Source organism: Marinibacterium profundimaris (genome assembly GCF_002210095.1).
GTDB lineage: Bacteria > Pseudomonadota > Alphaproteobacteria > Rhodobacterales > Rhodobacteraceae > Marinibacterium > Marinibacterium profundimaris.
Genome location: NZ_AQQR01000016.1, coordinates 23,892 through 46,419, shown reverse-complemented (window position 1 = coordinate 46,419; position 22,528 = coordinate 23,892). Strand labels below are relative to the sequence as shown.

The window sequence follows — 22,528 nt, the reverse complement described above, 5'->3', positions numbered from 1 at the left end:
GTTACTTCGCTCCCGGACCCGACGTTTCAAGAATTTCCTGCTCGGCACGCTGCCAAAGCTCATAGGAAATCGGGTTTTCGCTCTCTTCGAGGATATGACCGACAAGACCGATGGCGCGTGCCATGACGCCAAAGCCCCGCACGATCTTCCAGGGGAAGCCAAATTCACAGCAGATTGCTCCGATCGCCCCGGTGGCGTTAATCGGCAGCATCTTACCCGATTTTTCTTCGGCAACGGCCTGAATTTTCTGGATCAACTCGATGTATTCACCGGACTTGCCGTTCTCGGCAGCGATCTGGAACAGGCGAGGTGTGCGCGGATCGACCGGCTTGTGCACCGGATGTCCGAGCCCCGGCACGATCATCTTGCGGGCGCGGAATTTTTCAACCGTTTCCACCGCGATCGCATCCAGATCGGCGCCGGTGCCCAGCTTGTCCTGCGGCAGCGCCTCGTAAAGCATCCTGGATGCGCCTTCCATCGAGCCGACAAAGACCGTACCCAGCCCGCAAAGCCCGGCGGCAACCGCCGCCTGAAGCGATTCCGGCGCCCCCATATAGGTCATACGCGCGGCAATGGCCGAGGGCGTGATGCCATGTTCGACCAGGGTGATGACGATCGCGTTGAACACCCGGCTTTCCTCGGGCGTCGCCTTGCGACCGGTCAGTTGCAGGAACGCCAGATCGCCCAGATTCATGTGGCCCAGGATTTCGTTGGGCAGATCGAGCCCGCGCACGCTGATCTTGTCAGAGGTGCTCCAGGCAATGTCGGAGCTGATTTTTTCTTTGCGTCTTCCCATCAGACAGGATCCCACGAAAAGACATCCGCCGAAACTTCGAGCGGTGTGAATTGCGATTTGAGCGCGGGAATGGCACGCTCGGCGATTTCGTCGGCGGTCCAGCCATCACCGGAATGAACCGACCGCACCGGGCGGGGCTGGTTGAACAGGAAGATTTCGTTCTTGCGAACCGCAAAGATCTGTCCGGACACGTCGGCCGCGCGGTCGCTCATCAGGAAACAGGCCATTGGAGCGACTTTGGCCGGTGTCATTTCCTTGATCTTTTCGACCCGTGCCGCCTGTTCCGGGGTGTCTGTCTTGATAGACGAGATCATCCGGCTCCAGGCGAAGGGCGCGATGCAGTTTGACCGCACGTTCCAGCGTTTCAGGTCGAGCGCGACCGATTTCGAGAAGGCCGCGATGCCCAGCTTTGCCGCCGAATAATTCGCCTGCGCCAGATTGCCAATCAGCCCCGAGGTCGAGGTCATGTGCACCAGAGCACCGCCCTCTTGTTCGCGGAAATAATCGGCCGCCGCGCGGCTGGTGTTGAACGCACCGTAGAGATGGACCTTCACAACCGCGTCGAAATCCTCGTAGGTCATCTTGTGGAAGAACCCGTCGCGCAGGATGCCCGCGTTGTTCACCACCGCGTCGATGCGGCCGAATTCGCTGACTCCGGCTTCGATCATCGCGCGCGCGGCGTCCGGATCGGTGACGTTGCCGCCATCGGCGATCGCATCGCCGCCCGCCGCCTTGATTTCTTCAACGACTTTCTGCGCCGCGGTTTCCGTCTGTCCGGTGCCCTTCAGTGACGCGCCCAGATCATTGACCACCACGGCGGCGCCTTCCGAGGCTGCCATCAAGGCGATATCACGCCCGATCCCACCGCCGGCCCCGGTGACCAGAACCACCTTCCCATCAAGTGCCTTTGTCATCTTCATTCTCCCTCAGCTTGCCTTGCGATATTTGTCCAGGCCGCCGGTATGCATGACCCGGCCCATGAGCGGCACGCCGATGATCTCTTCTGCCTTGTTCGCCGCTGCGATCAGCTTGTCCAGATCAATGCCGGTTTCGATGCCGAGCTCGTGACACAGGAACACCGCATCCTCGGTGCAGACATTGCCTGCGGCGCGGGCGTGACCGTGGCCCGCGAAAGGACAGCCGCCAAGACCGGCGACCGAGCTTTCGAACATGTCCACGCCCATCGACAGGGCGGCATGGAGATTGGCGATCCCCAGCCCACGCGTATCATGGATGTGCATACCGATGCGCGCCTCGGGCGCCATTTCGCGCAGCGCGCCGATCATCCGTTTGACCGCCTCGGGGTTTCCCCAACCCATGGTGTCGGCGACCACGAGGATCGGCACGGGGATGTTCTCTTCTTCGCACAGCTGAAGGATAAAGCGGAAATCGTCCAAGATTCGCTCTTGCGGGATGGGGCCTTCGAAGTTGCAGCCAAAGGCCGTCATCACATAGGCCGCGTCGACGGTATATCCTTCTTCCTTGTAAAGACGGACCCAGTCGCGTTGTTTTTCCCGCATCTCCGCCGAGGAACAATTGTTGTTCGATTGGGCGAATGCCTCGGAGGGATAGAACAGCAGGCGCGGGTCGATATCGACCTCATGCGCGGTCAGGGCCTTGCGAAACCCTTTGTCGTTCAGCCACAGCGATGTGTAATTCACGCCCGGCTTGCGCTTGATACGCTGGAACAACTCGCCGGTGTCGGCCATTTGCGGTACGTATTTCGGGCTGACGAAACTTCCGACCTGAATGCGCTTCAGACCGGTTTCGCTGAGCATGTCGATCAGTTCGATCCGCTCTTCGATCGGATAAATCTTCTTTTCGATCTGAAAACCCTCGCGCGGGCCTTCTTCACGAAATTCGACGAATTTGGGAAAGTCGTTCATTTCATCACTCCTCGGATGGCAGAATCTCGGCGATGACCTGGCCCCGGTCGACCATGTCTCCATTCGAGACGGATATGTGGCTGGCGATCCCGGCCGCGGCCGCCCGGATCGAGATTTCGAGTTTCATGGATTCCATGACCGCAACCACGTCGCCTTCGGCCACGCTCTGACCATCGGAGACCTTGATTTCGACAATCATGCCGGTCAGCGGAGAGGTCACGGCGCGATCCGCCGCGGCATCGCCGCCGGCAAAGGCAAGGGGCGCGGCGGGGCGGAAGACCAGGCGGCCTTCGGGCGTGCCCAGTTCGATCACGCCGGCATGCAGACGTGCCTCGATCAGGTGGACAGTGTCGCCCTCGTTCAGGCGCCAACGGCCCGGCGTGATTTCGCGTGCCGACAGTGTCAGCGCCTCGCCGTTTTCCGAATAGACGGTGTATCTGGCACCCGGTTTGACAGGACTGACGCGCAATTCCTCGGATACCTCGTCAGAATCGGTAAGCGTCACGCGCTGCCCCGCTTCCATCGCATCGCCGCCCAGTCCAAGCCGCCAGCCGGTAAAGGCATCACGGTTGGTCCAGGGATTGGCGTTTGTGTCGCTGCGCGACTGGGTCACGAAGAGAATGGCAGCGGTTGCTTTCCACAGATCGGGGCGGGTCAGGCCGGGTGCCTGTGTCAGCTCATCCAGCCTGCCGTCGATCCAGCGGGTATGCACCTGCATCCGTTCGAATTCATGGTTTCGCGCCAGCGCCGTCAAAAAGGCGCGATTGGTTTCGACACCTTCGACCGCGACATGATCAAGCGCCGTGGCCAGACGTGCCAATGCGGTTTCCCGGTCGGGCGCGTGCACGATCAGCTTGGCGATCATCGGGTCGTAGTAGGGCGTGACGGCATCGCCTTCCTCGACGCCGCTGTCGATACGCAGGCCCGATGGCAGGCTGAGCGTGGTGAGCGTACCCGTCGACGGGGCGAATTGCATCGCCGGATCTTCGGCGTATAGCCGTGCCTCGACCGCATGGCCGTTGATCGCCAGATCCTCCTGCACCAGCCCGAGGCCCGCGCCTTCGGCAATGCGCAGGTGAAGCGCGACAAGGTCCAGCCCGGTGATCGCTTCGGTGACGGGATGTTCCACCTGAATGCGCGGGTTCACCTCAAGAAAGAAATATTCGTCCCCCGCGACCAGAAATTCGACCGTGCCCAGCCCGCGATAGTCCAGCGTTTCACCGAGGCGCACCGCGTCGCGCGCGATGTCGTCCAGAAGCGTGCGCGGCAATCCCCAGGCCGGGGCTTCCTCGATGACCTTCTGGTGACGGCGCTGAAGCGTGCAATCGCGTTCGAACAGGTGCACCACATGGCCCTTGCCGTCACCTGCGATCTGCACTTCGACATGGCGCGCCTCGGGCAGGAAACGCTCCAACAGCAGCCCTTCGGAACCGAAGGTGGATTTTGCTTCGCGCAGCGCGCCTTCGATGTCCTCGACCAGCGTGGTTTCGTCGGTGACGAGCCGTTGCCCTCGCCCACCACCGCCGCCGACAGCCTTGAGCAGCACCGGCAGGCCCATTTGGCGCACCTCCTCGGCAATCTGCTCGGGATCGGACCGCGCACCTTCGGCGCCCGAAATCACCGGGACGCTGGCCGCCACGGCGGCCTCTTTGGCGCTGGCCTTGTCGCCGAAACGTTCCAGCGTTTCCGGCGTCGGCCCCATGAATATCATGCCGGCGGCTTCGACCGCGCGGGCAAAATCGGGGTTTTCGGCCAGAAAGCCGTAACCGGGATGGATCGCATCCGCGCCCACCGATTGCGCGGCGGCAATCACCGCGTCGATCTTCAGGTAACTTTCGGAGGCCGGTCCGCCGCCGATACAGACAGATTTGCCGATCTCGCGGACATGCAGGGCATTGGCGTCGGCCTGCGAATGTATGCCGACAGGTGTGATACCGCTGGCCCGCGCAGTGCGCGCGATCCGGCAGGCAATTTCGCCGCGGTTGGCGATCAGAAGCGTTTTGATTTTCACGGTTCGCTCCTCACATCCTGAACACGCCGAAGTTGGTCTCGACCTTGGGTCTGCGCGATGTCACATCTAGCATCAGCGCCATGACGTCACGGGTCTCACAGGGCTCGATCACGCTGTCGATCCAAAGGTTGGAAGCAAAATTATAGGCTCCCTGAAAATCTTCGTATTCCTCGCGGATCGGTGCCTTGAAGGCCTCCTCCTCCTCGGCGGTCCAGTTTCTGCCTTCGCGTTCGTTGATCTGCGCGCGGACCTGAGCTAGCACGCTGGCGGCCTGTTCCGGCCCCATGATCGCCGACCGTCCCGTCGGCCAGGCGAACATTGCGTCCGGCTGGAACGGGCGGCCCAGCATCGCCAGGTATCCGGCCCCGTAAGAGCCACCGGTGATGATTGTGAATTTCGGCACCCGGGCCGAAGACATGGCCGTGATCATCTTCGCACCGGCTTTTGCGATGCCCATCTGCTCGACCTCGCGCCCGACCATGAAGCCGTTCACATCGGCCAGGAACAGCAGCGGAATATCACGCTGCACGCAGAGATTGATGAAATGCGTGGCCTTCAGCGCGGCTTCGACGAAAAGCACACCTGTATTGGCGAGAATACCGACCTCGTGGCCGTGGATGCGACCCCAGCCGGTCATGATCGTGTCGCCATAAAGCGGTTTGAATTCGTGAAAATCGCTCTCATCGACCAACCGAGCCACGATTTCGCGGTTGTCGGTCGGTACCTTGGGGTCGCGGCTGATGAGTCCATAAATCTCTTCGACCGGGTAGGCGGGCGCACGGGGCGCTTCGGGCGTCTTGCGGGGTTGGGGTTTTTCGCCAAGATGGCTGACAATTTCGCGCGTGATGGCCAGAGCATGGGCGTCATCTTCAGCCAAATGGTCGGTCACGCCGGAGACGGACGAATGCATCTTGCCGCCACCCAGTTCTTCGGCTTCGACCTTTTCGCCGGTTGCGGCAAAGGTCAATTCCGGTCCGCCCAGATACATAAAGCCCTGACCGCGCACGATCACCACTTCGTCACAGAGCGCGGGGATATAGGCACCACCCGCAGTGCAGGGCCCCATGACCACGGCGATTTGCGGCACACCATCGCCGGACATGCCAACCTGTTGGTGAAAGATGGACCCGAACTGGCCTTCGTCGGGAAAGATGTTTTCCTGATCCGGCAGGAAGGCGCCGCCGGAGTCCACGAGGGTGATAACGGGCAGACGGTTCTTCCATGCGATCTTCTGCGCCCGCACATGTTTGCGCGATGTCATGCCGAAATAGGTGCCGCCCTTTACCGTGGCATCATTGGCGATGATCATGCATTGACGGCCCTCGATCACACCGATCCCGGTGATGATGCCCGCGCCCGGCGGCACGCCATTGTATTTGTTCAACCCGGCAAGTTCTCCGAGTTCCAGAAATGGTGTGCCCGGGTCGATCAGGCGTTCAATCCGTTCCCGCGGCAGGATCTTGCCCTTCTCCACATGCCGGTCGCGCGCCTTTTTGGGGCCGCCGACACGTTGCAGCAGCCGCAGCGCGTGCAGATCGGAGAGTTTTTCACGGTAGTGTGCGTCATTTGCCCGAAAGTCGTCGGACCCGGTATCAAGCAGGGATTTCATTTTGGTCATGGCAGGTTCGGATATTCCCTGAGAACAAAGGCGACCTTGGCGGCGCCGGGTTTTTCGAAAGTGTCAGCCGCCACCAGGTGAACGTCGGCCTTGAAGACAAGCGCGTCGCGCAGGCGTTGCTCGATCTTCTTCTTGAGGGCGGCGTCATCGGCCGGATCACGACCGGGGCCGCGTTCGACAATCACCGTCAGCGCGCCCTGCGTGGTGTGGCCCTCGAAATCAGCGACGATCCGCATGACGCCATTGGTGTCTGGCACCATCTCGGTGATTACGCTGTTGATGGCGGACGGGAATACATTGGCCCCGCGCACGATCAGCATGTCGTCGGTGCGACCGGTGCAGCGGATCTTGGGGCCGGTGCGCCCGCAGGCGCATTCGGTGTCGATGACCTCGATATAGTCGCCTGACCGGAACCGCACGAGCGGGCTCGCCTGGCGGCCGATCGCGGTATAGATCATCTCGCCCTCGGCGCCCTTTTCCCAGGGAATGATCCTGCCGCTATCGGGATCGAGCAATTCGGTGATGATATAGTCCATGTTGACCATATGCATTCCCGACTGTTCGTCGCACTCGGCCCAGTAAGTCACGCCCAGATCGGTTCCGCCCAGCATTTCGGTGCATTTCGCCCCCCAAGCCGCTTCGATCTTGGCGCGGATAGCAGGGATGCCGCCGCCGGGTTCGCCACCGACGATGACCTGTTCCACGCCCAACTCACTAGCCTTGCAGCCCAGCACTTCGGGCGCTTTTTCGGCCAGGTGCAGAACGAAATTCGGAGCACCAACGATGCAGCGCGGGCGCGTATCCGCGCAGGCACGCAGCAGCCGTTCGGCACCGCCATCCGCCCCCACCGGCACATCGATCGCGCCCATATACTGCAACCCCTGCATCACGGGGATGCCGCCGACAAAGCCCTTGGCCAGCGAAAACGCGTGCAACACCATGTCGCCGGGGCGCACGCCATTGGCAAAGAAGCAGCGCGCTGTCATCTCGTGCCACATCTCGGCGTCGGATTCTGTCAGGGCCACATATGAGGGGCTGCCGGTCGTGCCCGACGAGGCCTGCATCTGGATGATGTCCGACATGGGCGCGGCACGGTGCTTGCCAAAGGGCGGCTCGGCAGCGAGGCTTTCGCGGATCTCGGTCTTGTAGGTATAGGGCAGTTTTTGCAGGTCTTCGATGGTGCGGATATCGTCGAAGTCCACACCGGCCTCGGCGAACTTTTCCTGATAGAAGGTCGAGTTCGCCTTGAGATACGCCATCTGATCGCGCAGCCGCTCTTCCTGAATACGGCGCACCTCGTCGAGCGGTGTGCCCTCGATCGTGTGCCAGAAGCGATCATTTACCTTGTCGGCGGCATCCTGCCGCCTGAAGCGCATTCCAAATTGCATGTCGTTCTCCATGTCGGGCAGAGCGATCAATAAGACCGCGGCAGACCCATGACCTTTTCGCCGATGAAGCTGAGGCACAGCTCGCGGTTCACGGGCGCCGTGCGCAACAAGCGCACCAGCGGGTACATCTCGTATAGTCCCGTATCCTCGGTGAAGCCCGATCCGCCATGCGCCTGCAGCGCGGCGTCCACCGCTTCGATCCCGGCTTCGGCGGCGGCGTATTTTGCCATGTTTGACGACGCCCCTGCCGGCAGTTTGTTGTCAAACTCCCAGGCCGCGCGACGGGTCATCAGGCTGGCCATCTCGACCGCTGTGTGCGCCTTGGCCATCGGGTGCTGCACGCCCTGATGCGCACCGATGGGTTGGCCGAACACATTGCGTTCGGAGGCATAGGCCACGCCCTTGTTCAGGGCGAACCGGCCGATGCCGCAGCACAGGGCGGCCAGGATGATGCGTTCGGGGTTGAGACTGTCGAACAGGATCGAGAACCCTTCGTCCACCTCGCCGACCACATCCTCCGGGCCCAGATCCACCTCGTCGAAGAACAGGGTCCACTGTTCCTCGGGCAGGGGGATCGAGATCTTCACCCGCTGCTTGTCGACGCCCTTTTTCTTCAGATCCACTGCGAACAGGGTAAAGCCGTCGGTCTTGCGGCTGACCTCGGTATGCGGCTTGGTTCGCGCCACGACTAGGCAATAGTCCGAGACCTCGGCGCCAGTGATAAAGGTCTTTTCGCCCGACAGGCTGAACCGGTTGCCCCGACGTTTGGCCAGCGTAGTGGCCTTCATCGTGTTCGACCCGGCGCCCGGTTCCGTGATCGCAAAACAGAACTGGATATCACCGCGGCAGGCCGCCGGCAGCAGCTCTTTCTTGTGGAATTCACTCCCGTGGCTGGCGATATGAGCCAGCGACATGGTCGGCCCGACCACCATCATCAAAAGCGGAATGCCGTGATTGGCGGTGCCTTCCATGAACAGCGCCATTTCGGTCATACCGAGGCCCGCGCCGCCGTATTCCTCAGGCACCATGATGCCGAGAAAACCGTCATCGGCAACCTGCTTGAACATATCGTGGGGAAACTCGTGCTTGCGCGCGTGTTCCAGCCAATAAGCATTGTCATATGTCTGCGCCAGCTGACCGCCATATTCGTAAATCTGGCGCTGTTCATCGTTCAGAGTGAATTCCATGTTTCGTCCTCAAGCCTTGAATTCGGGGGCGCGCCGGTTCTCGAATGCATCGAGCCCCTCGGCGACGTCATCGCTGGGCAGTGCGCGCACGGCGGCGTCACGCTCAAGCCGCATCTGCTGGTCGATGCCGAGATCTGCACCTTCGCGCGCCAGCCGCTTCATTTCCGCGATACCTGGGCGCGAGCGGGTCGCGATCTTTTCGCAATATTCCAGCGCGGCCTGGTGCAGATCCGCATCCGGTACGATGTAGTTGACCAGCCCGACCTCCTTGGCCTCGTCGGCTTTGAGCCAGCGCGCTGAGAACATCAGGTCAAGCGCCCGGCGTTCCCCCATTAGCCGCGTCAGCCGCTGCGAGCCACCCCAACCGGGAATCAGCCCGAATTGCGCATGCTGATCGCCAAACTGGGCGCTTTCGGCCGCAAAGCACACGTCGCAGGCCAGCATCAGTTCGATCCCGCCGGCCAGACACAACCCCTGCACTGCGACTACGACAGGGAGGGAGGAGGTTTCGAGCGCACGCAGGTTTTTCATGCCAAAGGCGATGAAATGGTCCAGCGCGGCGGGATCGTTCAATTTACCTTTCACTTCCACCAGATCGGCGCCGGTGCAAAAGTTCTTGCCTTGCGCCCGGATCAGGATCGCCCGAATATCCGGGTTCGCCTCGAATTCCGACCGCGCAGCAGAAATGCGCTCATGCACGTCAAGTGACAGGCAATTGAATTTCTCGGGGCGGGCAAGTTCGATGATGCCGGTGTTGCCCTCGGAAGTGACGAGGATGGGGCCGCTCATTTGGCGGCTCCCTTCGCCTTCTTGTCATACTGCAGCGCCATGCGACCGACCTTCTCGCGGGCGATCACCAGCTTCTGGATCTGCGCGGTCCCGTCACCGATCTGCAAGCCGAGCACATCGTTGTAGCGCTGGTGGTGGGGCAGGTCGGTGGTGTAGCCGTAATGTCCGTGCAGGATCAGGCACTGGTGCAGGATCTCGCAGGCGGTTTTGGGCAGGTACCATTTGCACATGGCGGCCTGAGAGGTGTGGGGCAGGCCACGGTCGCGCAGGTCCAGCGTGTAATAGCAAAGCTGGCGCATCATGGTAAGTTGGGTCTCGGCCTCGGCCAAGGGAAAGCTGACACCCTGATACTGCACGATTGGGGCCCCGAATGCCTCGCGCTCCTGAACGTAGGCCCAGGTTTCATCCACCGACGCTTGCGCGGCCCCCAGGCACTCCAGCCCGATCAGTGCGCGGGAATAGTCGAAGCCCGCCATGATCGTGCCAAAGGCACGGTCCTGTTCCGCCATCATGTTTTCAGCCGGCACGAAAACATCGTCAAAGAAAACCGAGCCGCGCCCGACAGGCTTGGTGCCGATGTCGTCAAAATGGGTGCGCTTGATGCCTTCCTGGTTCAGATCGACGAAAAAGGCGCTGACCCCGCGTGAGCCGCCGTCAGGATCGCCGGTACGGGCAAAGACGACCGCCGCATCCGCCTGACTGGCAAAACTCATGGATGTCTTTTCACCGTTCAGCCGCCAGCCGTTGCCGGATTTCTCGGCCCTCAGAATCAGGTTCGCCGCATCCGAACCGCCGCGCGGCTCTGTCAGGCCCAGGCCAATGACAGCATCACCCGAAACAACCTTGGGCACCCATTCCGACGCGATGTCCTTGGAGGCATGTTTGGCAACCATTCCGCCCATGAGAGAGCCCAGAAGCTGCACGTAACTTGCGTTGAAATCAGCATAGGCGATCTCTTCGACGATCAGCCCTGACGTGACAGAGCTTTCGCCGAGTCCCCCGAATTCCTCGGGCAGATCGGCCCCGATCAGCCCCAGTGCGCCCATCTCCTTGATCAGCGCACGGTCGAATGTATGGCCGCTGGCGCGTTCTTGATATGTGGGCGCAAGTCTTTCAGTTGCGAAGCGCTTTGCGGTCTCGCGAAACGCCTTCTGATCGTCTGTAGGCTGGAATTGCATCGGTGCTCCTCCCCATGAGCGAAAATCTTCTTTCCAAAAAAATCTAACAAATGTTAGATTGTAGATCAAGTGCAGTTTTGAGGAGGAGAACCGAAGTGAAAAATAGACCAGATGGAAGCTTTGAAACCATGCTCTCGCCCATCCGCGCAGGCCAACATACATTGCGAAATCGTGTCATCATGGGGTCGATGCACACGCGGTTGGAAACCGAGCCTGACGGCATAGCCAAACAGATCGCGTTTTACGCCGAGCGTGCGCGGGGGGAGGCGGCGATTCTGGTCACCGGCGGGTTTTCGCCCAATGCCGAGGGCATATTCGATCCAGAAGGTCCGCGAATCGATGGCCCGGAAGAAGCGCTTGACCTGCGCCCGATCTGCGAGGCGGTGCAGGCCGAAGGCAGCCTGATCTGCGCGCAACTCCTCCACGCCGGGCGCTATGCCAAGATCGAAGGCTGTGTCGCCCCGTCGCCGATCCGCGCTCCGATCAACCGTTTCATCCCGCGTGAAATGACCGAAGCCGACATTCTCCGTACCATCGAGGATTTTGCCGTGGCGGCCGCCAATGCGCAGGCCGCAGGCTTTGATGGCGTCGAGATCATGGGGTCCGAGGGATACCTGATCAACGAATTCACCGTCACCCATACCAACAAGCGCCAAGACGACTGGGGCGGCAGCGCCGCGAACCGCCACCGATTCCCGGTCGAGATCGTGCGCGCGGTGCGCGAACGTTGCGGCCCCGACTTTCTGGTCATCTACCGGATTTCGGCGGCCGATCTGATCGAGGGCGGCGCGCCCGCCGATGAAATTGCCGCACTGGCCCGCAAGATCGAGGCCGCAGGTGCGGATATTCTGAACACCGGCATCGGCTGGCACGAGGCCCGCGTGCCGACGATCGCCTATCCGGTGCCGCGCGGTGCCTGGCGCAAGGCGGCAGCCAACGTGAAAGCGGCCGTGTCGATCCCGGTGGTCGCCTCGAACCGGATCAACACACCCCAGCTTGCCGAAGACATACTTGCCTCTGGCGATGCGGACATGATCTCGATGGCGCGCCCGTTTCTGGCCGATCCGCATTTCGTGAAAAAGGCGCGAGAGGGCCGCGCGGACGAGATCAACACCTGCATCGCCTGCAACCAGGCCTGTCTGGATTTCATCTTTTCTGACCGTCCGGTCGGATGTCTGGTCAATCCAAAGGCCGGGCGTGAAACGGAATTCCGGGATACGCCAGCCGACACGCCAAAGAAAGTGGCCGTCGTTGGCGGTGGTGCCGCGGGCATGGCCACAGCCGCCGAGGCGGCGCGGCTGGGCCATGCTGTCACGCTGTTCGAGGCGCAGGACAAGCTGGGCGGTCAGCTGAATCTGGCCCGCGCCGCACCGGGCAAGGACGAATTCGACGAAACCCTTCGGTATTATGCCGGTCAGATGCAAAAACACGGGGTCACGCAGCGTCTGCGGCAGCGTGCTGACGTGAGCGATCTTGAAGGCTTCGACCATGTGGTTATCGCCACCGGGGTCATGCCGCGCATTCCCGACCTGCCGGGTATCGACCATCACAGCGTCGCGACTTACGCCGAAATTCTGTCCGGCGACCGTCTGGCGGGCGACCGTGTCGTCGTGATGGGGGCAGGGGGCATCGGTCATGATGTGGCCGAGTTCTTGGTGACCGAACCCGCCAAGACTGCCAACTCCGACGTCTTTTGCGAAACCTGGGGTGTGGACCCCGAATTTGTATCGTCGGGTGCCCTGGCGGGCGACCCTCTGGCACCGAAACCGTCGCGCCGCAAGGTCGTTATGCTGCAACGCAAGACGGCCAAACCGGGCGCGGGGCTTGGTGTTTCGACAGGGTGGATCCTGCGCAACGCGCTGCGCAAACATGGGGTCGAGGCAATGGGCGGCGTGACCTATGAACGTATCGACGATGCGGGACTGCATATCGTCGCGGACGGAATGCCAAAGGTCATTGCGGCCGATACAATTGTGCTATGCACCGGTCAGGAACCGGAACGGACCCTGGCCCAAGAGCTTGCCGCGCGCGGCGTCCCGGTTACGATGATCGGCGGGGCAAAAGAGGCCGCTGAACTGGATGCGCTGCGCGCCATTGATGAGGGCGTGCGCCTGGCGCAGGGTCTCTGAACCGAAGGCCGGGCAAGGGGTAAACCATGCTGACCGACGTCATCCGCGCGGGGCGCGCTGATCTGTATTCGATCTTTCGAACCCGCGCGCAAGACTGCGCCCGCGCCCTGGCCATCGAGGACGGCAGCAGGAAATTGACCTATGCCGAGCTGCTGGAGCGGGTCGATCGTCTGGCTGCCGTGTTTCTGGCCAGGGGCGTTGCGCCGGGCGACAGGATTGCGATCCTGTCGCACAACCGCTCTGAATACCTGGAGGTCGAACTCGCCGCAGCGGGAATCGGCGCGATCGTCGCCTGTCTGAACTGGCGGCTTGCTTCCGATGAACTGCGGCACTGCATAGATCTGGTCGCGCCGGTTCTCGCGGTCGTCGAACCGGACCTTTCAGAAGCTTACCGGGCCGTCGCGGCAACGCCCTGTCTGATTATCGGGCCGGATTTGGAAACGGCCATTGCCGCGGCCGGACCGGACCCGCGCATCGGAACCATGGTCGACGATCCAGAGGCTGGTCTGACGATCCTTTATACCTCAGGGACCACGGGCCTGCCCAAGGGCGCGCTCATCAGCCACCGCGCGCATATCGCCAGATCCATGGCTTTTGCGGCGCAGCTGGCGCTGGACCCCGGCGACGGGTTTATCGCCTGGGCGCCAATGTTCCACATGGCGTCCACCGATCATGGGTTGGCGACGGTCCTGCGGGGCGGAACCGTGGTGATGGTTGACGGTTTGCAGCCTGCGGTCATCAACGAGGCTCTGTCGCGCCACCGGATCGGCTGGTTCGTGATGATGCCCGGTGCGCTGGACGCCTTTATCGCAGAACGACGCGCCAACCCTTTGCCGCTGAAGGGTATCAAAGTTTGCGGCGCCATGGCCGATCTGGTGCCGCCGCATCAGATCGCGGAACTGACAGCCCTTCTCCACACGCCCTATCTGAATTCCTTCGGCGCAACCGAAACCGGCCTGCCGCCGGGGTCCGCCGATCTAATTGCGCCAGGTGTGACTCCGGACCGCCTTTCCAAGCGCATCAGCGCACTTTGCGAGGTTCGGCTCGTCGATCCCGACGACCAAGAAGTGACGGATGGAACGCCAGGCGAAATGGCTGTGCGGGGTCCGACATTGTTTTCAGGGTACTGGAACGCGGACGACGCCAATGCCCATGACTTTCGCAACGGCTTTTTCCACATGGGCGACTTGTTCCGGCGCAATGCGGACGGAACCATCGACTTTGTGGACCGGGCCAAATACTTGATCAAGACCGGCGGCGAGAACGTCTATCCTGCGGAGATCGAGCGTGTTCTTCTATCTCATCCCGGGGTGGTCGATGCCGCAGTCGTACGGGCATTTGACGTGAAATGGGGCGAAAGTCCGGTGGCCTTTGTCGCCCGCGGCAAGGACGGGCCGGATGCCGAAGCGCTGATGAATTTGTGCCGCGACAACCTCGCAGGCTACAAACGGCCGCGCGAAATTCGCTTCATCGCGTTCGAGGATTTTCCCAGATCGACCAGCGGAAAGGTCCAGCGGCATGTCCTAGAAGCGCGGCTCGCAGATTAATTTTTGCTCCGACCCGATCGTCACCCCGCCACGCCCGTTCGCCCCACTAGCGAAATAAGCGTTCCTGTCATCGTTGCGACGAGCTTCTCATCCCCGCCCTTTGGAGTAGCCCCCTGAAAGTGGTCCACCAACCGGGATAGATTGACCCGCGATTGACGTGCTGCCCTCTGTCGGACCACACGGCTGGGGGTTTCCCGGGGGTTTGAGCTCAGGCGGATTCTTCGATCCCTGAGCCATTCATCAGCGCGATCGGTGGTTTGTTCCCGGTTGCGCTGTGGGGGCAGCAGGTCACCCGGCGCTTCGCACGGACGGGCATGGAATGCCGGCAAGTGCCGGTTGGGGCTGCTGCGGGCCTTCAAGGGAAAGTCGGCGACTATCCGATGTGCGGGACAGAGCGGGTATTCACCAAGCGAACTCAAACGTCCGGTTCTGCACTGCGGCCCGACAGAACGATATCAAGTGATCGGCGATCAGCCGATTGCACCTGTGTAACAGTCTTCTTCGGCCCTCCTGTCTGCATGATCTGGGACAGGTAAGAATTGCGCCGTCTGATGAAGTCACGCAGAAGAGTCGGGTAGTCTTCACTGACGGCACTCTTCACAGAAACCCGACGCTCCAGTTCATATCGCCAGGCCCTTACACGGGCAAGCCCTGTGAAGACGCCAAACTCTCCGATGGCGTCAAAAACGTCGAAATAGCGGAAGACCGGGCCGAATACGACATCGACGAGGCTGAACTGGTGGCCGTCGAACCATGGTCCCTCCCCAAGCTCCGCGTCCAGCCGAAGGAATTTTGCGCGGAGCGCCGCGACTTTTGCTTCCAACGCTTTATCGTTCGGCGCCGAGTAGAACCCCGCAATGTCGTTCAAGACAGCAGATCCAAATTCAATCCAGGCACGGTGGCGGGCGCGATCGAGAGCGTCGTGCGGATGAAGCGCGTGGGGTTGTGTATCCTCAAGATATTCGAGGATAACCGCAGATTCGAAAATCGGCGTCCCGTTCACAACCAGGACAGGCGTCTTGCCCAGCGGAGATATGGCAAGAAACCAGTCGGGCTTGTTCGAAAGATCGATGTGAGTTCTCTCGAACGTGACACCTTTCTCAGTGAGCGAGATCGCTGCGCGCTGCACATATGGGCAGAGCGCATGGCTAATGAGGTGGAGGCTCATGTTGTCTCTCCCTCCATCTGCACGTTGCCGGGCGCGAAGGAGGGGCTGAGGGCGAAACGGCCGTCGCCCAGAAGTCCTTGCACGACGGCAAGCAGCGTCAGATAGGCCGGGTATTCCCACCCGCCGTTCTCGTATCCGAACATCCAGCCGTTTCCTGAGTGAGCCCAGGTTGCTCCGGCCAAGATGGGCACGGTCGCCGACGCGACCCACCGAGCCTGTACGCCGAGGACCAAAAGGGCACCGGCAATCGCCTCGACTGCAAAGATCATATAGGCAAACCAGCCGGGCAGCCCGATCGAAACGAAGAACTGCGCCGTTCCGGGAAGTGTGAAAATGAAGAGCTTGAGAAACAGGCTGTGCGCCAGGAACATGATACCGAGTGCTATACGGAGCAGGAATATCCCAAATTCTGTGAGGTGCGATTGTGACATGATATGATCCCATATGTCGATGCATTTGCATCTATATATAGCGCGTCACATGCGACGTCAAGGTTGATGCACTTACATGTATATGATATGTGCTGGATATGAACGAGATTGACCATGCTACTGAGGCCGCCTGGACAGCCCTCATGACTAAAAGCCGCGTTTTGCTTGAGGCTGTCGAATCGTCTCTGAAATCGGCAGGATACCCGCCACTTGCATGGTATGACGCGCTTCTCGAACTCGAGAAGGCAGGCCCGGACGGACTCCGTCCATTCGAACTCAAAGACCGGATTTTGTTACCCCAATACGGTACATCGCGGTTGCTGGACCGCATGGTGAAAGCAGGGCTGGTGGACCGACGGAACTGCTCGGAAGATGGGCGAGGTCAAAACATTTCTATCTCTGAAAAGGGTAAATCTGTCAGGAGGGCGATGTGGCCGATCTATGAACGGGTTCTGTCGGAAAGGATCGGCGCAAAGCTGAAACCCAAAGACGCCGCTCAATTGGCCACGCTACTCTCAAGGCTCTGAAGTCTCGGTCGACTGACGCGAAACCTGTCTGTGACTTTCCACGCTAAGTGGCCCTGATTTTTTTCACGTTAATTGGCCGACAGTTGCCTATGTCGGTGTGCGAAGGGTGTTTCGGGCTGTTCCGACGTCCTTTCGCATCCAACAGACTTCTGCGTGATCGTTGATAAATCCCATGGCCTGCATGAATGCATATACGGTGGTCGGTCCCACGAATTTGAAGCCAAGCTTTCGTAGATCTTTGGACAGGGTCTCGGACGCTGGTGATTTGGACCGCATTTGTGGCAGTGCGTCGTCCTTGGCAGGTTCATATAGCCAGATGAATGCAGCGAAGGAGCCTTCCTCTTGGACGACCTCGAAAGTACGGCGAGCGTTGTTGATCACGGCTTCGATCTTGCCTCGATAGCGAACAATTCCTTCATCGGCAAGTAGGCGCTCAATGTCGTTGTCGTCAAAGTTCGCAACTCCCGAAAGTCGAACCCGGCGAAGGCAGCACGAAAATTCTCGCGCTTGGCCAGAATGGTGCGCCAGCTCAGCCCTGACTGGAAACTCCGGCGTGACGGCAGCCCATCGGCACCGTGGGCGTCCATCCGTTCCAATTACGGTTGCAGCATCAGGCCGCTGCAGCATAAACTTGAACAGAAACCGAACCAGATCCTCCGTTACGATACAGTCTCAGCTCTCCGAAAAACCCTGACGACGGACAATCGGCGACCGCACTGCTAAAGGCTAACATTACCGCTTGGCAGGTCTGAACCTGCTGGCGGCGATCTGGATACCGCGCGAGCCTACGGGAAACGGTTGGCCGAGGTCGCGAGCCGCTGGAACAGCTGATCCAGCTGTCTGAATAATCGGCCCGGCCGCCCGGATCGGATGTGCTGCGGCCGGGTTGCGCTCAGTCCGCGACCCCCGCCCGCCCGATCAGCGCCATGAGCGTTCCGGTCATCGTTGCGACGAGCTTTTCATCCTGGCCCTTCACGGCATAGGCACGCGCCTCGCATATGGTCAGCGTCCTGCCTGGTTTCACCACGTCAGCGACGAAGCGAAACCGTGCGCCGTCCGCCGGGTTGAGTAGGTTGATCTTGAATTCGGCCGTCAACACTGCCGCGTCCGCTGGCATCAGCGAAAAGGCCGCGTATCCGCAGGCGCTGTCCAGCGCTGTCGACACGATTCCGGCATGCAAAAACCCATGCTGCTGGGTCAGTGCAACCTGATGTGCCATTTCCAGAACGATGCGGCCGGGTAACAACTCGGCAATGCTGATCCCCAACGTGTTCATTGCCTTCTGGCGATCGAAACTGTTGCGCACGCGTGCGTCATAGTCGGGGTTTTTCGGTTTGAATTGTGTCATGGCGGGTCTTCCTCTTCGATTTCATTCGTCAATGACCAATCTTAGGCGGTCTTTGAGGCGCGTATCTTGTAGCAAAAGGTCAAAACGACGCGGAATAGACAGAGCGCGCAACGCGCCGGGCGGTTTGCCGGCGAAGATCCGGCAAGCGGCGGACAAGTGAGATTGATCGTAATATCCGGCGTCCAGCGCCAGATCGCTCAGCGGCAGGGTCTTTGACGCAAGCTGCCCGAGAGCCCGGCGAAAGCGTCGCAAGGTCGCAAGCCGCCGCCGCGACACGCCGGTTTCCGCCCGCACCTTTCGACGTTTGGTCCGGTCGCTGTAAGCTCCGGTTGGTGCGGCAAAGCGCAGGTCTCTCGCAAGGCCGTCAAGCACCGCGATGAGCGCAGGCAGGTCATCGTCCCCGGTCTGAATCCGGGCCAGTTCTGAGGCCAGCATGTCCAGCCCTGTGGAGTCGGGAAATCGCTGCGGTCGTGACGACAGTCGCAGCCCGGCCACGACACCCTGGAATGGCCTTGGGCGGGGCGAAAAATAGGGGCGCGGTTCTGCCAGCGATACGCGCCCGCCGCCGCTGTCGTCGCGCGTTACCGAAAGGGTAAAGAGGTCGGTTGCGAACCGCCCGCGTCCACCACCGCTCAGCACACCGGTATCGCGGAACACGAACAAATGGTCGATCTGTTTGGCCGCTTCCTCAGGCGGCGCCAGTTCGAGATAAAGCGGCGGCGCCATCAGGTTACTTGACGAAAGCATCCCGGTTCTCGGCGACGAAATCGGCAAATCGGCGCGCCGGGCGTCCCATCACATCGCTGACCGTGGTCTCGATGCCGGCAAGGTAGCCCTTGGGCGCGATGGAAGCCAATTCGACCATGGCTCTGGCGACCTCGTCCTGCATTCCGCCAGCCACCATGCCCGCCTTGGCATTTTCGGCCGACAGGGGTGCGCAGGTGACAGTGCGCCCGGTCACCCTGGACAGGAGGGCGGCGATATCTTCTCCGGTAAGAGCTTCGGGCCCGGTCAGACCAAGAGCCTTGCCTTCGTACCCCGGAGCGGTCAGCGCCTCGGCGGCGACATCCGCGATGTCGCGGGCGTCGACCCAGGCCACAGGGCCGCCCAGATCGTCGTAATAGACCCCATCTTTTGCAATATTGCCGGCCTGCCAGAGCAGGTTCTGCATGAAATAGGTCGGCTGGACGAAGGTCCAGTCAAGGCCGCTTTGCTTCAGCAGTTCCTGGGTTTCGGAATGCCATTTCCCAAATGTCAGCCCCGCCTTGGGCGAGGCGCCAAGCCCGGTGGCCACGACAACATGGCGCACCCCCGCGGTCTTGGCCGCCGCGATCACATTCGCCTTCCACTGACGCATGTCCAGATGGGCAGGCGTGACCAGGTATATCTTTTCTGCCCCGTCACAGGCCCGCGCCAGCGCGGCAGGGTCCGTGAAATTCGCAACGACCGCCTCGCATCCTTTGGCTTTTAGCGCATCGAGCCTGGAAGGGTCGCTGGTGACAGCACGCACGGTCGCGCCTTTTGCCATAAGCGTATCGACAAGAGGGGCGCCGGTGGTGCCCGTGGCTCCGAAAACAGTGATCATGGCTTTTCCTTTTGCAGGTCTGCGATGGGTTGAATGGTTTCCGGGTTGCTGATCGACGACAGATCGCCCGGATCTTCGCCCAGAAAGGCCGCGCGCACGATCCGGCGCATGGTTTTCATGCTGCGGGTCTTGGGCAGGGCCTCGACAAAGTGGATCTCGCGCGGGCGGAAGGGTTTCGAGACGATCTCTCCGACCCGATCCTTGAGCCGCTCCACAAGCTCTGCGTCAGGCGTGACGCCCTGGGCTGCCACACAGACGCAGACGACGGCCACGCCTTTGATATCGTCGGGTGCAGCAATGGCAGCGGCGTCCACCACCTCTCCGGTTTCGGTCAGGGCCGCCTCAATCTCGGGCGGGCCGATGCGTTTGCCGGCGATGTTCAGCGTGTCGTCGGACCGGCCCAGGATATACCATGTCCCGTCCGGATCGCAGCGCACCCAATCTCCGTGTCGCCACATGCCCGGGAAGGTGGACCAATAGGTTTCAAGGTAGCGCTCGCGGTCGCCCCGGATGGCCGGGGTCAAACCCAAAGGCGGTTGAGTCACCACCAGTTCCCCCACCTCGCCCGGCGCGGCTTCACTGCCGTTTTCCCGCAGCACCTTGGCGCCGACGCCAAGTGCCTGGGCCGAAAATCCGCCGGGCTTGATCTCGTGTAGCACGGTCGAGGTCAGGATCGCGCCAAAAAGCTCGGTCCCGCCCGAGATGTTCAGCGGCACGGCGCGGCGGCGGCAGATATGATCGAGCTGCCAGAGCCAGGCGTCGTCGGTCCAAGGTTCACCGGTCGAGGCGACAATCCGCAGGGGCGACAGGTCGTAGCCCGACAAAGTTTCCGTATCCTGCGTCATGAACTGCCGTATCAGAGTCGGGGCCACGCCGAGATGTGTGACCTCCATTTCGGACGCAAGACGCAGCAGCCTGAAGGGATCGCCGGACATTGATGGTGCGCCCTCGGCCAGTACCAGAGTCGAACCGGCCAAGAGCACCGACAATAGGGTGAGCGGTCCCATGACCCACCCCATGTCGGTCATCCAGAGGTGCCGGTCGTCCCGTTTCATGTCGAGACAAAGCAGGATATCGGCCGTGGCCTTCGCCTGCACGCCCAAATGGGTATGCACGACGCCCTTGGGCCGCCCGGTGGTGCCCGAAGTATAGGCGATCAGAAAGGTGTCTTCGGCCTTGACCGGAACGGCGGCAAACTCCGGACTGGCGCGGCCTATGGTTTCGCTCCAGTCCAGATCGCGGACCGGATCGGCCACTGCACCGCCGAACCGTCGCAGGCTGATAACGGTATGAACCGATGGTACGTCGGTCAAAGCCTGGGCAAGGGTCGCCTCCATCCAGACCGGCTTGCCTCGTCGGGGTGTGGCATCCGCTGTCAACACCGCTACGGCATCCGCATCGCTCAGGCGCGATACGATGGCATGGGGCGCAAAGCCGGAGAACAGCGGTACCGCAACCGCGCCCAGCCGCGCGATACCCAGAAGCGCGGCCTCGATTTCGGGGATCATCGGCATACAAATGCCCACCGCCTGACCCGGCATTACACCGCGCGCGGCAAGGGCCGAGGCGACGCGGGAGGCTTCGGCGGCAAGGTCGAAGTAGGTCCAGCGACGGCGGCTTCCGTCTTCACCGACCCAGTCGATTGCGGTCTTGTCGCCCAGGCCATCGGCAATTCGGGCGTCAAGACAGGTTTCTGTCAGATTCAACGTGCCTCCCACGGCCCATCTGATCGATTCGGGCCCTGTGGAGATATCTCGCAACCGGGTGTAAGGCTGCGCGAACCGCATGCCGGCATGGTCGATGATCCGGCCCCAGAACCATTCGGGCTCTTCGTTCGATAGGCCGACGAGCTCCTCGTAGCTGTCAATCTCACAGTCATTCAGAAAAGCGGTCAGCGTGCTTGTTCGCTGGATTTCAGAGCTTGGCTGAAACATTCGCAACCTTTCTACAATAAAAAGGGGCCGCACATAAGGCGCGGCCAGTCGAGGAGTAACTCTTGGCACGGTTTGGCAGCAGCGCCTTGTCTCCGTCGCAGCTGTCAGCGTTTCAACCGTGCATGGACAAGCCGCCCGAAACCGAAATCACCTGACCGGTGATGAATCCCGCGTCGTCGGACGACAGAAAACAGATGATGCCCGGGTAATCTGACGGCTGCGCCAGGCGCTTCATCGGAATCGCCCGCTTGAGACCCTCAGCGATCTTTTGACCGGCCTCGCCTTCGGCAACCTGCGCGAACAGAGGCGTGTCGGTCGGTCCGGGGGCGACCGCGTTCAATTGAATGCCATTGCGTGCAAGTTCGCGCGCCACGGTCTTGGTAAACGAGATGATGCCACCTTTGCAGGCCGAATACACAGCCTCGCCGGATGATCCGACGCGTCCGGCGTCGGACGCGATATTGACCACGCGGCCGCTGCCGTTCTTGACCATGCCCGGAAGCACCGCGTGATGCATGTTGAGCGGGCCATAAAGATTGATGTCGATGACCTTTTTCCAAAGATCGGCATCGGTATCGAGGAACGGTTTGATCACGTCCCAGCCGGCGTTGTTCACCAGCACGTCAATCGGGCCTCCGGCCTCGAACGCGGCCACTGCCATGTCGACCTGAGAACGATCGGTGATGTCCGCTTTGAAGGCCTGGGCCTTTCCACCCGCGTCGATGATCAGTCGGACAGTTTCATCCGCCCCATCCTTGTTCAGATCGAAAACGGCAACTTCGGCGCCCTCTGCGCCGAACCGTTCGCAAACCGCTCGGCCGATGCCGCTCCCACCGCCGGTCACGACGACCCGTTTTCCACTCAATCCTCGCATGTGGAGGTCCTCCTCTTCCGTTGCACCTTGAAAAGAGTTGATTCGACACTCTCTCGGATGTATTCTAACGTCTGTTAGATTTATTGCAATGGACAGCCACAGGGCCAACAAGTATCGACAATGGATGGCACG

At 61.1% G+C, this 22,528-nt stretch carries 20 protein-coding genes; 3 read left to right on the top strand and 17 right to left on the bottom strand.

All coding sequences use genetic code 11. From position 1 onward, the window contains the following. Position 1: 1 nt before the first annotated feature. Genes ATO3_RS22555 through ATO3_RS22515 form a run of 9 tightly spaced genes read right to left on the bottom strand, consistent with a single transcriptional unit; the run spans position 2 to position 10,922 of the window. A complete protein-coding gene (locus tag ATO3_RS22555) occupies positions 2-796 on the bottom strand; it encodes a citryl-CoA lyase (protein ID WP_088652162.1) in 795 nt (264 codons plus the stop codon). Continuing rightward, complete coding sequence (locus ATO3_RS22550) at positions 796-1,710, bottom strand: SDR family NAD(P)-dependent oxidoreductase (RefSeq protein ID WP_040608815.1); 915 nt, start codon at positions 1,708-1,710, stop codon at positions 796-798. The genes ATO3_RS22555 and ATO3_RS22550 overlap by 1 nt, the downstream gene beginning before the upstream one ends. A 12-nt stretch (positions 1,711-1,722) precedes the next feature. Then, positions 1,723-2,745: a hydroxymethylglutaryl-CoA lyase gene (locus ATO3_RS22545; protein WP_233152272.1), complete on the bottom strand. Its 1,023-nt coding sequence runs from the start codon at positions 2,743-2,745 to the stop codon at positions 1,723-1,725. Beyond that, positions 2,687-4,693: an acetyl/propionyl/methylcrotonyl-CoA carboxylase subunit alpha gene (locus ATO3_RS22540; RefSeq protein WP_009803515.1), complete on the bottom strand. Its 2,007-nt coding sequence runs from the start codon at positions 4,691-4,693 to the stop codon at positions 2,687-2,689. The genes ATO3_RS22545 and ATO3_RS22540 overlap by 59 nt, the downstream gene beginning before the upstream one ends. A gap of 10 nt (positions 4,694-4,703) precedes the next feature. Further along, on the bottom strand, positions 4,704-6,311 hold the full coding sequence (locus ATO3_RS22535; RefSeq protein ID WP_088652161.1) for an acyl-CoA carboxylase subunit beta: 1,608 nt from the start codon (positions 6,309-6,311) through the stop codon (positions 4,704-4,706). Next, positions 6,308-7,699 (bottom strand): phenylacetate--CoA ligase family protein, encoded by a 1,392-nt coding sequence (locus ATO3_RS22530; RefSeq protein WP_088652189.1) that lies wholly within the window; start codon positions 7,697-7,699, stop codon positions 6,308-6,310. Before ATO3_RS22530 ends, ATO3_RS22535 begins: the two co-directional genes overlap by 4 nt. A gap of 26 nt (positions 7,700-7,725) precedes the next feature. Beyond that, entirely contained in the window at positions 7,726-8,886 is a 1,161-nt protein-coding gene (locus tag ATO3_RS22525) for an acyl-CoA dehydrogenase family protein (protein ID WP_088652160.1), read from the bottom strand. 9 nt (positions 8,887-8,895) lie between these two features. Beyond that, the gene (locus ATO3_RS22520) at positions 8,896-9,675 is read right to left on the bottom strand and encodes an enoyl-CoA hydratase/isomerase family protein (RefSeq protein WP_088652159.1); all 780 of its coding nucleotides are present in this window, start codon (positions 9,673-9,675) and stop codon (positions 8,896-8,898) included. Further along, a complete protein-coding gene (locus ATO3_RS22515; protein ID WP_332888715.1) occupies positions 9,672-10,922 on the bottom strand; it encodes an acyl-CoA dehydrogenase family protein in 1,251 nt (416 codons plus the stop codon). Before ATO3_RS22515 ends, ATO3_RS22520 begins: the two co-directional genes overlap by 4 nt. A 59-nt stretch (positions 10,923-10,981) precedes the next feature. Between ATO3_RS22515 and ATO3_RS22510 the strand changes: the two genes are divergently transcribed. Further along, on the top strand, positions 10,982-12,982 hold the full coding sequence (locus ATO3_RS22510) for an FAD-dependent oxidoreductase (protein WP_088652158.1): 2,001 nt from the start codon (positions 10,982-10,984) through the stop codon (positions 12,980-12,982). A 26-nt stretch (positions 12,983-13,008) separates the two neighbouring features. Further along, positions 13,009-14,529 (top strand): class I adenylate-forming enzyme family protein, encoded by a 1,521-nt coding sequence (locus ATO3_RS22505; RefSeq protein WP_088652157.1) that lies wholly within the window; start codon positions 13,009-13,011, stop codon positions 14,527-14,529. A 415-nt stretch (positions 14,530-14,944) separates the two neighbouring features. On the opposite strand, the gene ATO3_RS22500 is transcribed toward ATO3_RS22505, so the two are convergent. Both ATO3_RS22500 and ATO3_RS22495 read right to left on the bottom strand, forming a co-directional pair. Further along, the gene (locus ATO3_RS22500; protein WP_088652156.1) at positions 14,945-15,697 is read right to left on the bottom strand and encodes a glutathione S-transferase family protein; all 753 of its coding nucleotides are present in this window, start codon (positions 15,695-15,697) and stop codon (positions 14,945-14,947) included. Beyond that, the gene (locus ATO3_RS22495; protein ID WP_040608736.1) at positions 15,694-16,128 is read right to left on the bottom strand and encodes a DoxX family protein; all 435 of its coding nucleotides are present in this window, start codon (positions 16,126-16,128) and stop codon (positions 15,694-15,696) included. The genes ATO3_RS22500 and ATO3_RS22495 overlap by 4 nt, the downstream gene beginning before the upstream one ends. A 98-nt stretch (positions 16,129-16,226) precedes the next feature. Here ATO3_RS22495 and ATO3_RS22490 point away from each other — a divergent pair, with 98 nt between their 5' ends. Beyond that, positions 16,227-16,655: a MarR family winged helix-turn-helix transcriptional regulator gene (locus tag ATO3_RS22490; RefSeq protein ID WP_084658444.1), complete on the top strand. Its 429-nt coding sequence runs from the start codon at positions 16,227-16,229 to the stop codon at positions 16,653-16,655. 87 nt (positions 16,656-16,742) lie between these two features. On the opposite strand, the gene ATO3_RS29585 is transcribed toward ATO3_RS22490, so the two are convergent. The 6 genes from ATO3_RS29585 to ATO3_RS22460 form a co-directional block, all read right to left on the bottom strand. Then, entirely contained in the window at positions 16,743-17,282 is a 540-nt protein-coding gene (locus tag ATO3_RS29585; protein ID WP_408630826.1) for a DNA-3-methyladenine glycosylase I, read from the bottom strand. 265 nt (positions 17,283-17,547) lie between these two features. Further along, positions 17,548-18,003, bottom strand: a complete 456-nt coding sequence (locus tag ATO3_RS22480; RefSeq protein WP_088652155.1) for a PaaI family thioesterase — start codon at positions 18,001-18,003, stop codon at positions 17,548-17,550. A gap of 21 nt (positions 18,004-18,024) precedes the next feature. After that, a complete protein-coding gene (locus tag ATO3_RS22475) occupies positions 18,025-18,750 on the bottom strand; it encodes a helix-turn-helix domain-containing protein (RefSeq protein WP_088652154.1) in 726 nt (241 codons plus the stop codon). After that, positions 18,734-19,588 (bottom strand): SDR family oxidoreductase, encoded by an 855-nt coding sequence (locus ATO3_RS22470; protein WP_088652153.1) that lies wholly within the window; start codon positions 19,586-19,588, stop codon positions 18,734-18,736. The genes ATO3_RS22475 and ATO3_RS22470 overlap by 17 nt, the downstream gene beginning before the upstream one ends. Further along, positions 19,585-21,555: an AMP-binding protein gene (locus ATO3_RS22465; RefSeq protein WP_233152271.1), complete on the bottom strand. Its 1,971-nt coding sequence runs from the start codon at positions 21,553-21,555 to the stop codon at positions 19,585-19,587. The genes ATO3_RS22470 and ATO3_RS22465 overlap by 4 nt, the downstream gene beginning before the upstream one ends. A 79-nt stretch (positions 21,556-21,634) precedes the next feature. Continuing rightward, positions 21,635-22,396 carry a glucose 1-dehydrogenase gene (locus tag ATO3_RS22460; RefSeq protein ID WP_088652151.1) on the bottom strand — a complete coding sequence of 254 codons (762 nt, stop codon included), beginning with the start codon at positions 22,394-22,396 and terminating at the stop codon, positions 21,635-21,637. Between the last annotated feature and the right edge of the window lie 132 nt (positions 22,397-22,528).

Coding starts and splice junctions, on each gene's coding strand:
- ATO3_RS22555 (WP_088652162.1), bottom strand. CDS start 796: ATGGGAAGACGCAAAGAAAAAATCAGCTCCGACATTGCCTGGAGCACC.
- ATO3_RS22550 (WP_040608815.1), bottom strand. CDS start 1,710: ATGACAAAGGCACTTGATGGGAAGGTGGTTCTGGTCACCGGGGCCGGC.
- ATO3_RS22545 (WP_233152272.1), bottom strand. CDS start 2,745: ATGGAGACATGGTCGACCGGGGCCAGGTCATCGCCGAGATTCTGCCAT.
- ATO3_RS22535 (WP_088652161.1), bottom strand. CDS start 6,311: ATGACCAAAATGAAATCCCTGCTTGATACCGGGTCCGACGACTTTCGG.
- ATO3_RS22530 (WP_088652189.1), bottom strand. CDS start 7,699: ATGCAATTTGGAATGCGCTTCAGGCGGCAGGATGCCGCCGACAAGGTA.
- ATO3_RS22525 (WP_088652160.1), bottom strand. CDS start 8,886: ATGGAATTCACTCTGAACGATGAACAGCGCCAGATTTACGAATATGGC.
- ATO3_RS22520 (WP_088652159.1), bottom strand. CDS start 9,675: ATGAGCGGCCCCATCCTCGTCACTTCCGAGGGCAACACCGGCATCATC.
- ATO3_RS22510 (WP_088652158.1), top strand. CDS start 10,982: ATGCTCTCGCCCATCCGCGCAGGCCAACATACATTGCGAAATCGTGTC.
- ATO3_RS22505 (WP_088652157.1), top strand. CDS start 13,009: ATGCTGACCGACGTCATCCGCGCGGGGCGCGCTGATCTGTATTCGATC.
- ATO3_RS22500 (WP_088652156.1), bottom strand. CDS start 15,697: ATGAGCCTCCACCTCATTAGCCATGCGCTCTGCCCATATGTGCAGCGC.
- ATO3_RS22495 (WP_040608736.1), bottom strand. CDS start 16,128: ATGTCACAATCGCACCTCACAGAATTTGGGATATTCCTGCTCCGTATA.
- ATO3_RS22490 (WP_084658444.1), top strand. CDS start 16,227: ATGAACGAGATTGACCATGCTACTGAGGCCGCCTGGACAGCCCTCATG.
- ATO3_RS29585 (WP_408630826.1), bottom strand. CDS start 17,282: ATGCTGCAGCGGCCTGATGCTGCAACCGTAATTGGAACGGATGGACGC.
- ATO3_RS22480 (WP_088652155.1), bottom strand. CDS start 18,003: ATGACACAATTCAAACCGAAAAACCCCGACTATGACGCACGCGTGCGC.
- ATO3_RS22475 (WP_088652154.1), bottom strand. CDS start 18,750: ATGCTTTCGTCAAGTAACCTGATGGCGCCGCCGCTTTATCTCGAACTG.
- ATO3_RS22470 (WP_088652153.1), bottom strand. CDS start 19,588: ATGATCACTGTTTTCGGAGCCACGGGCACCACCGGCGCCCCTCTTGTC.
- ATO3_RS22460 (WP_088652151.1), bottom strand. CDS start 22,396: ATGCGAGGATTGAGTGGAAAACGGGTCGTCGTGACCGGCGGTGGGAGC.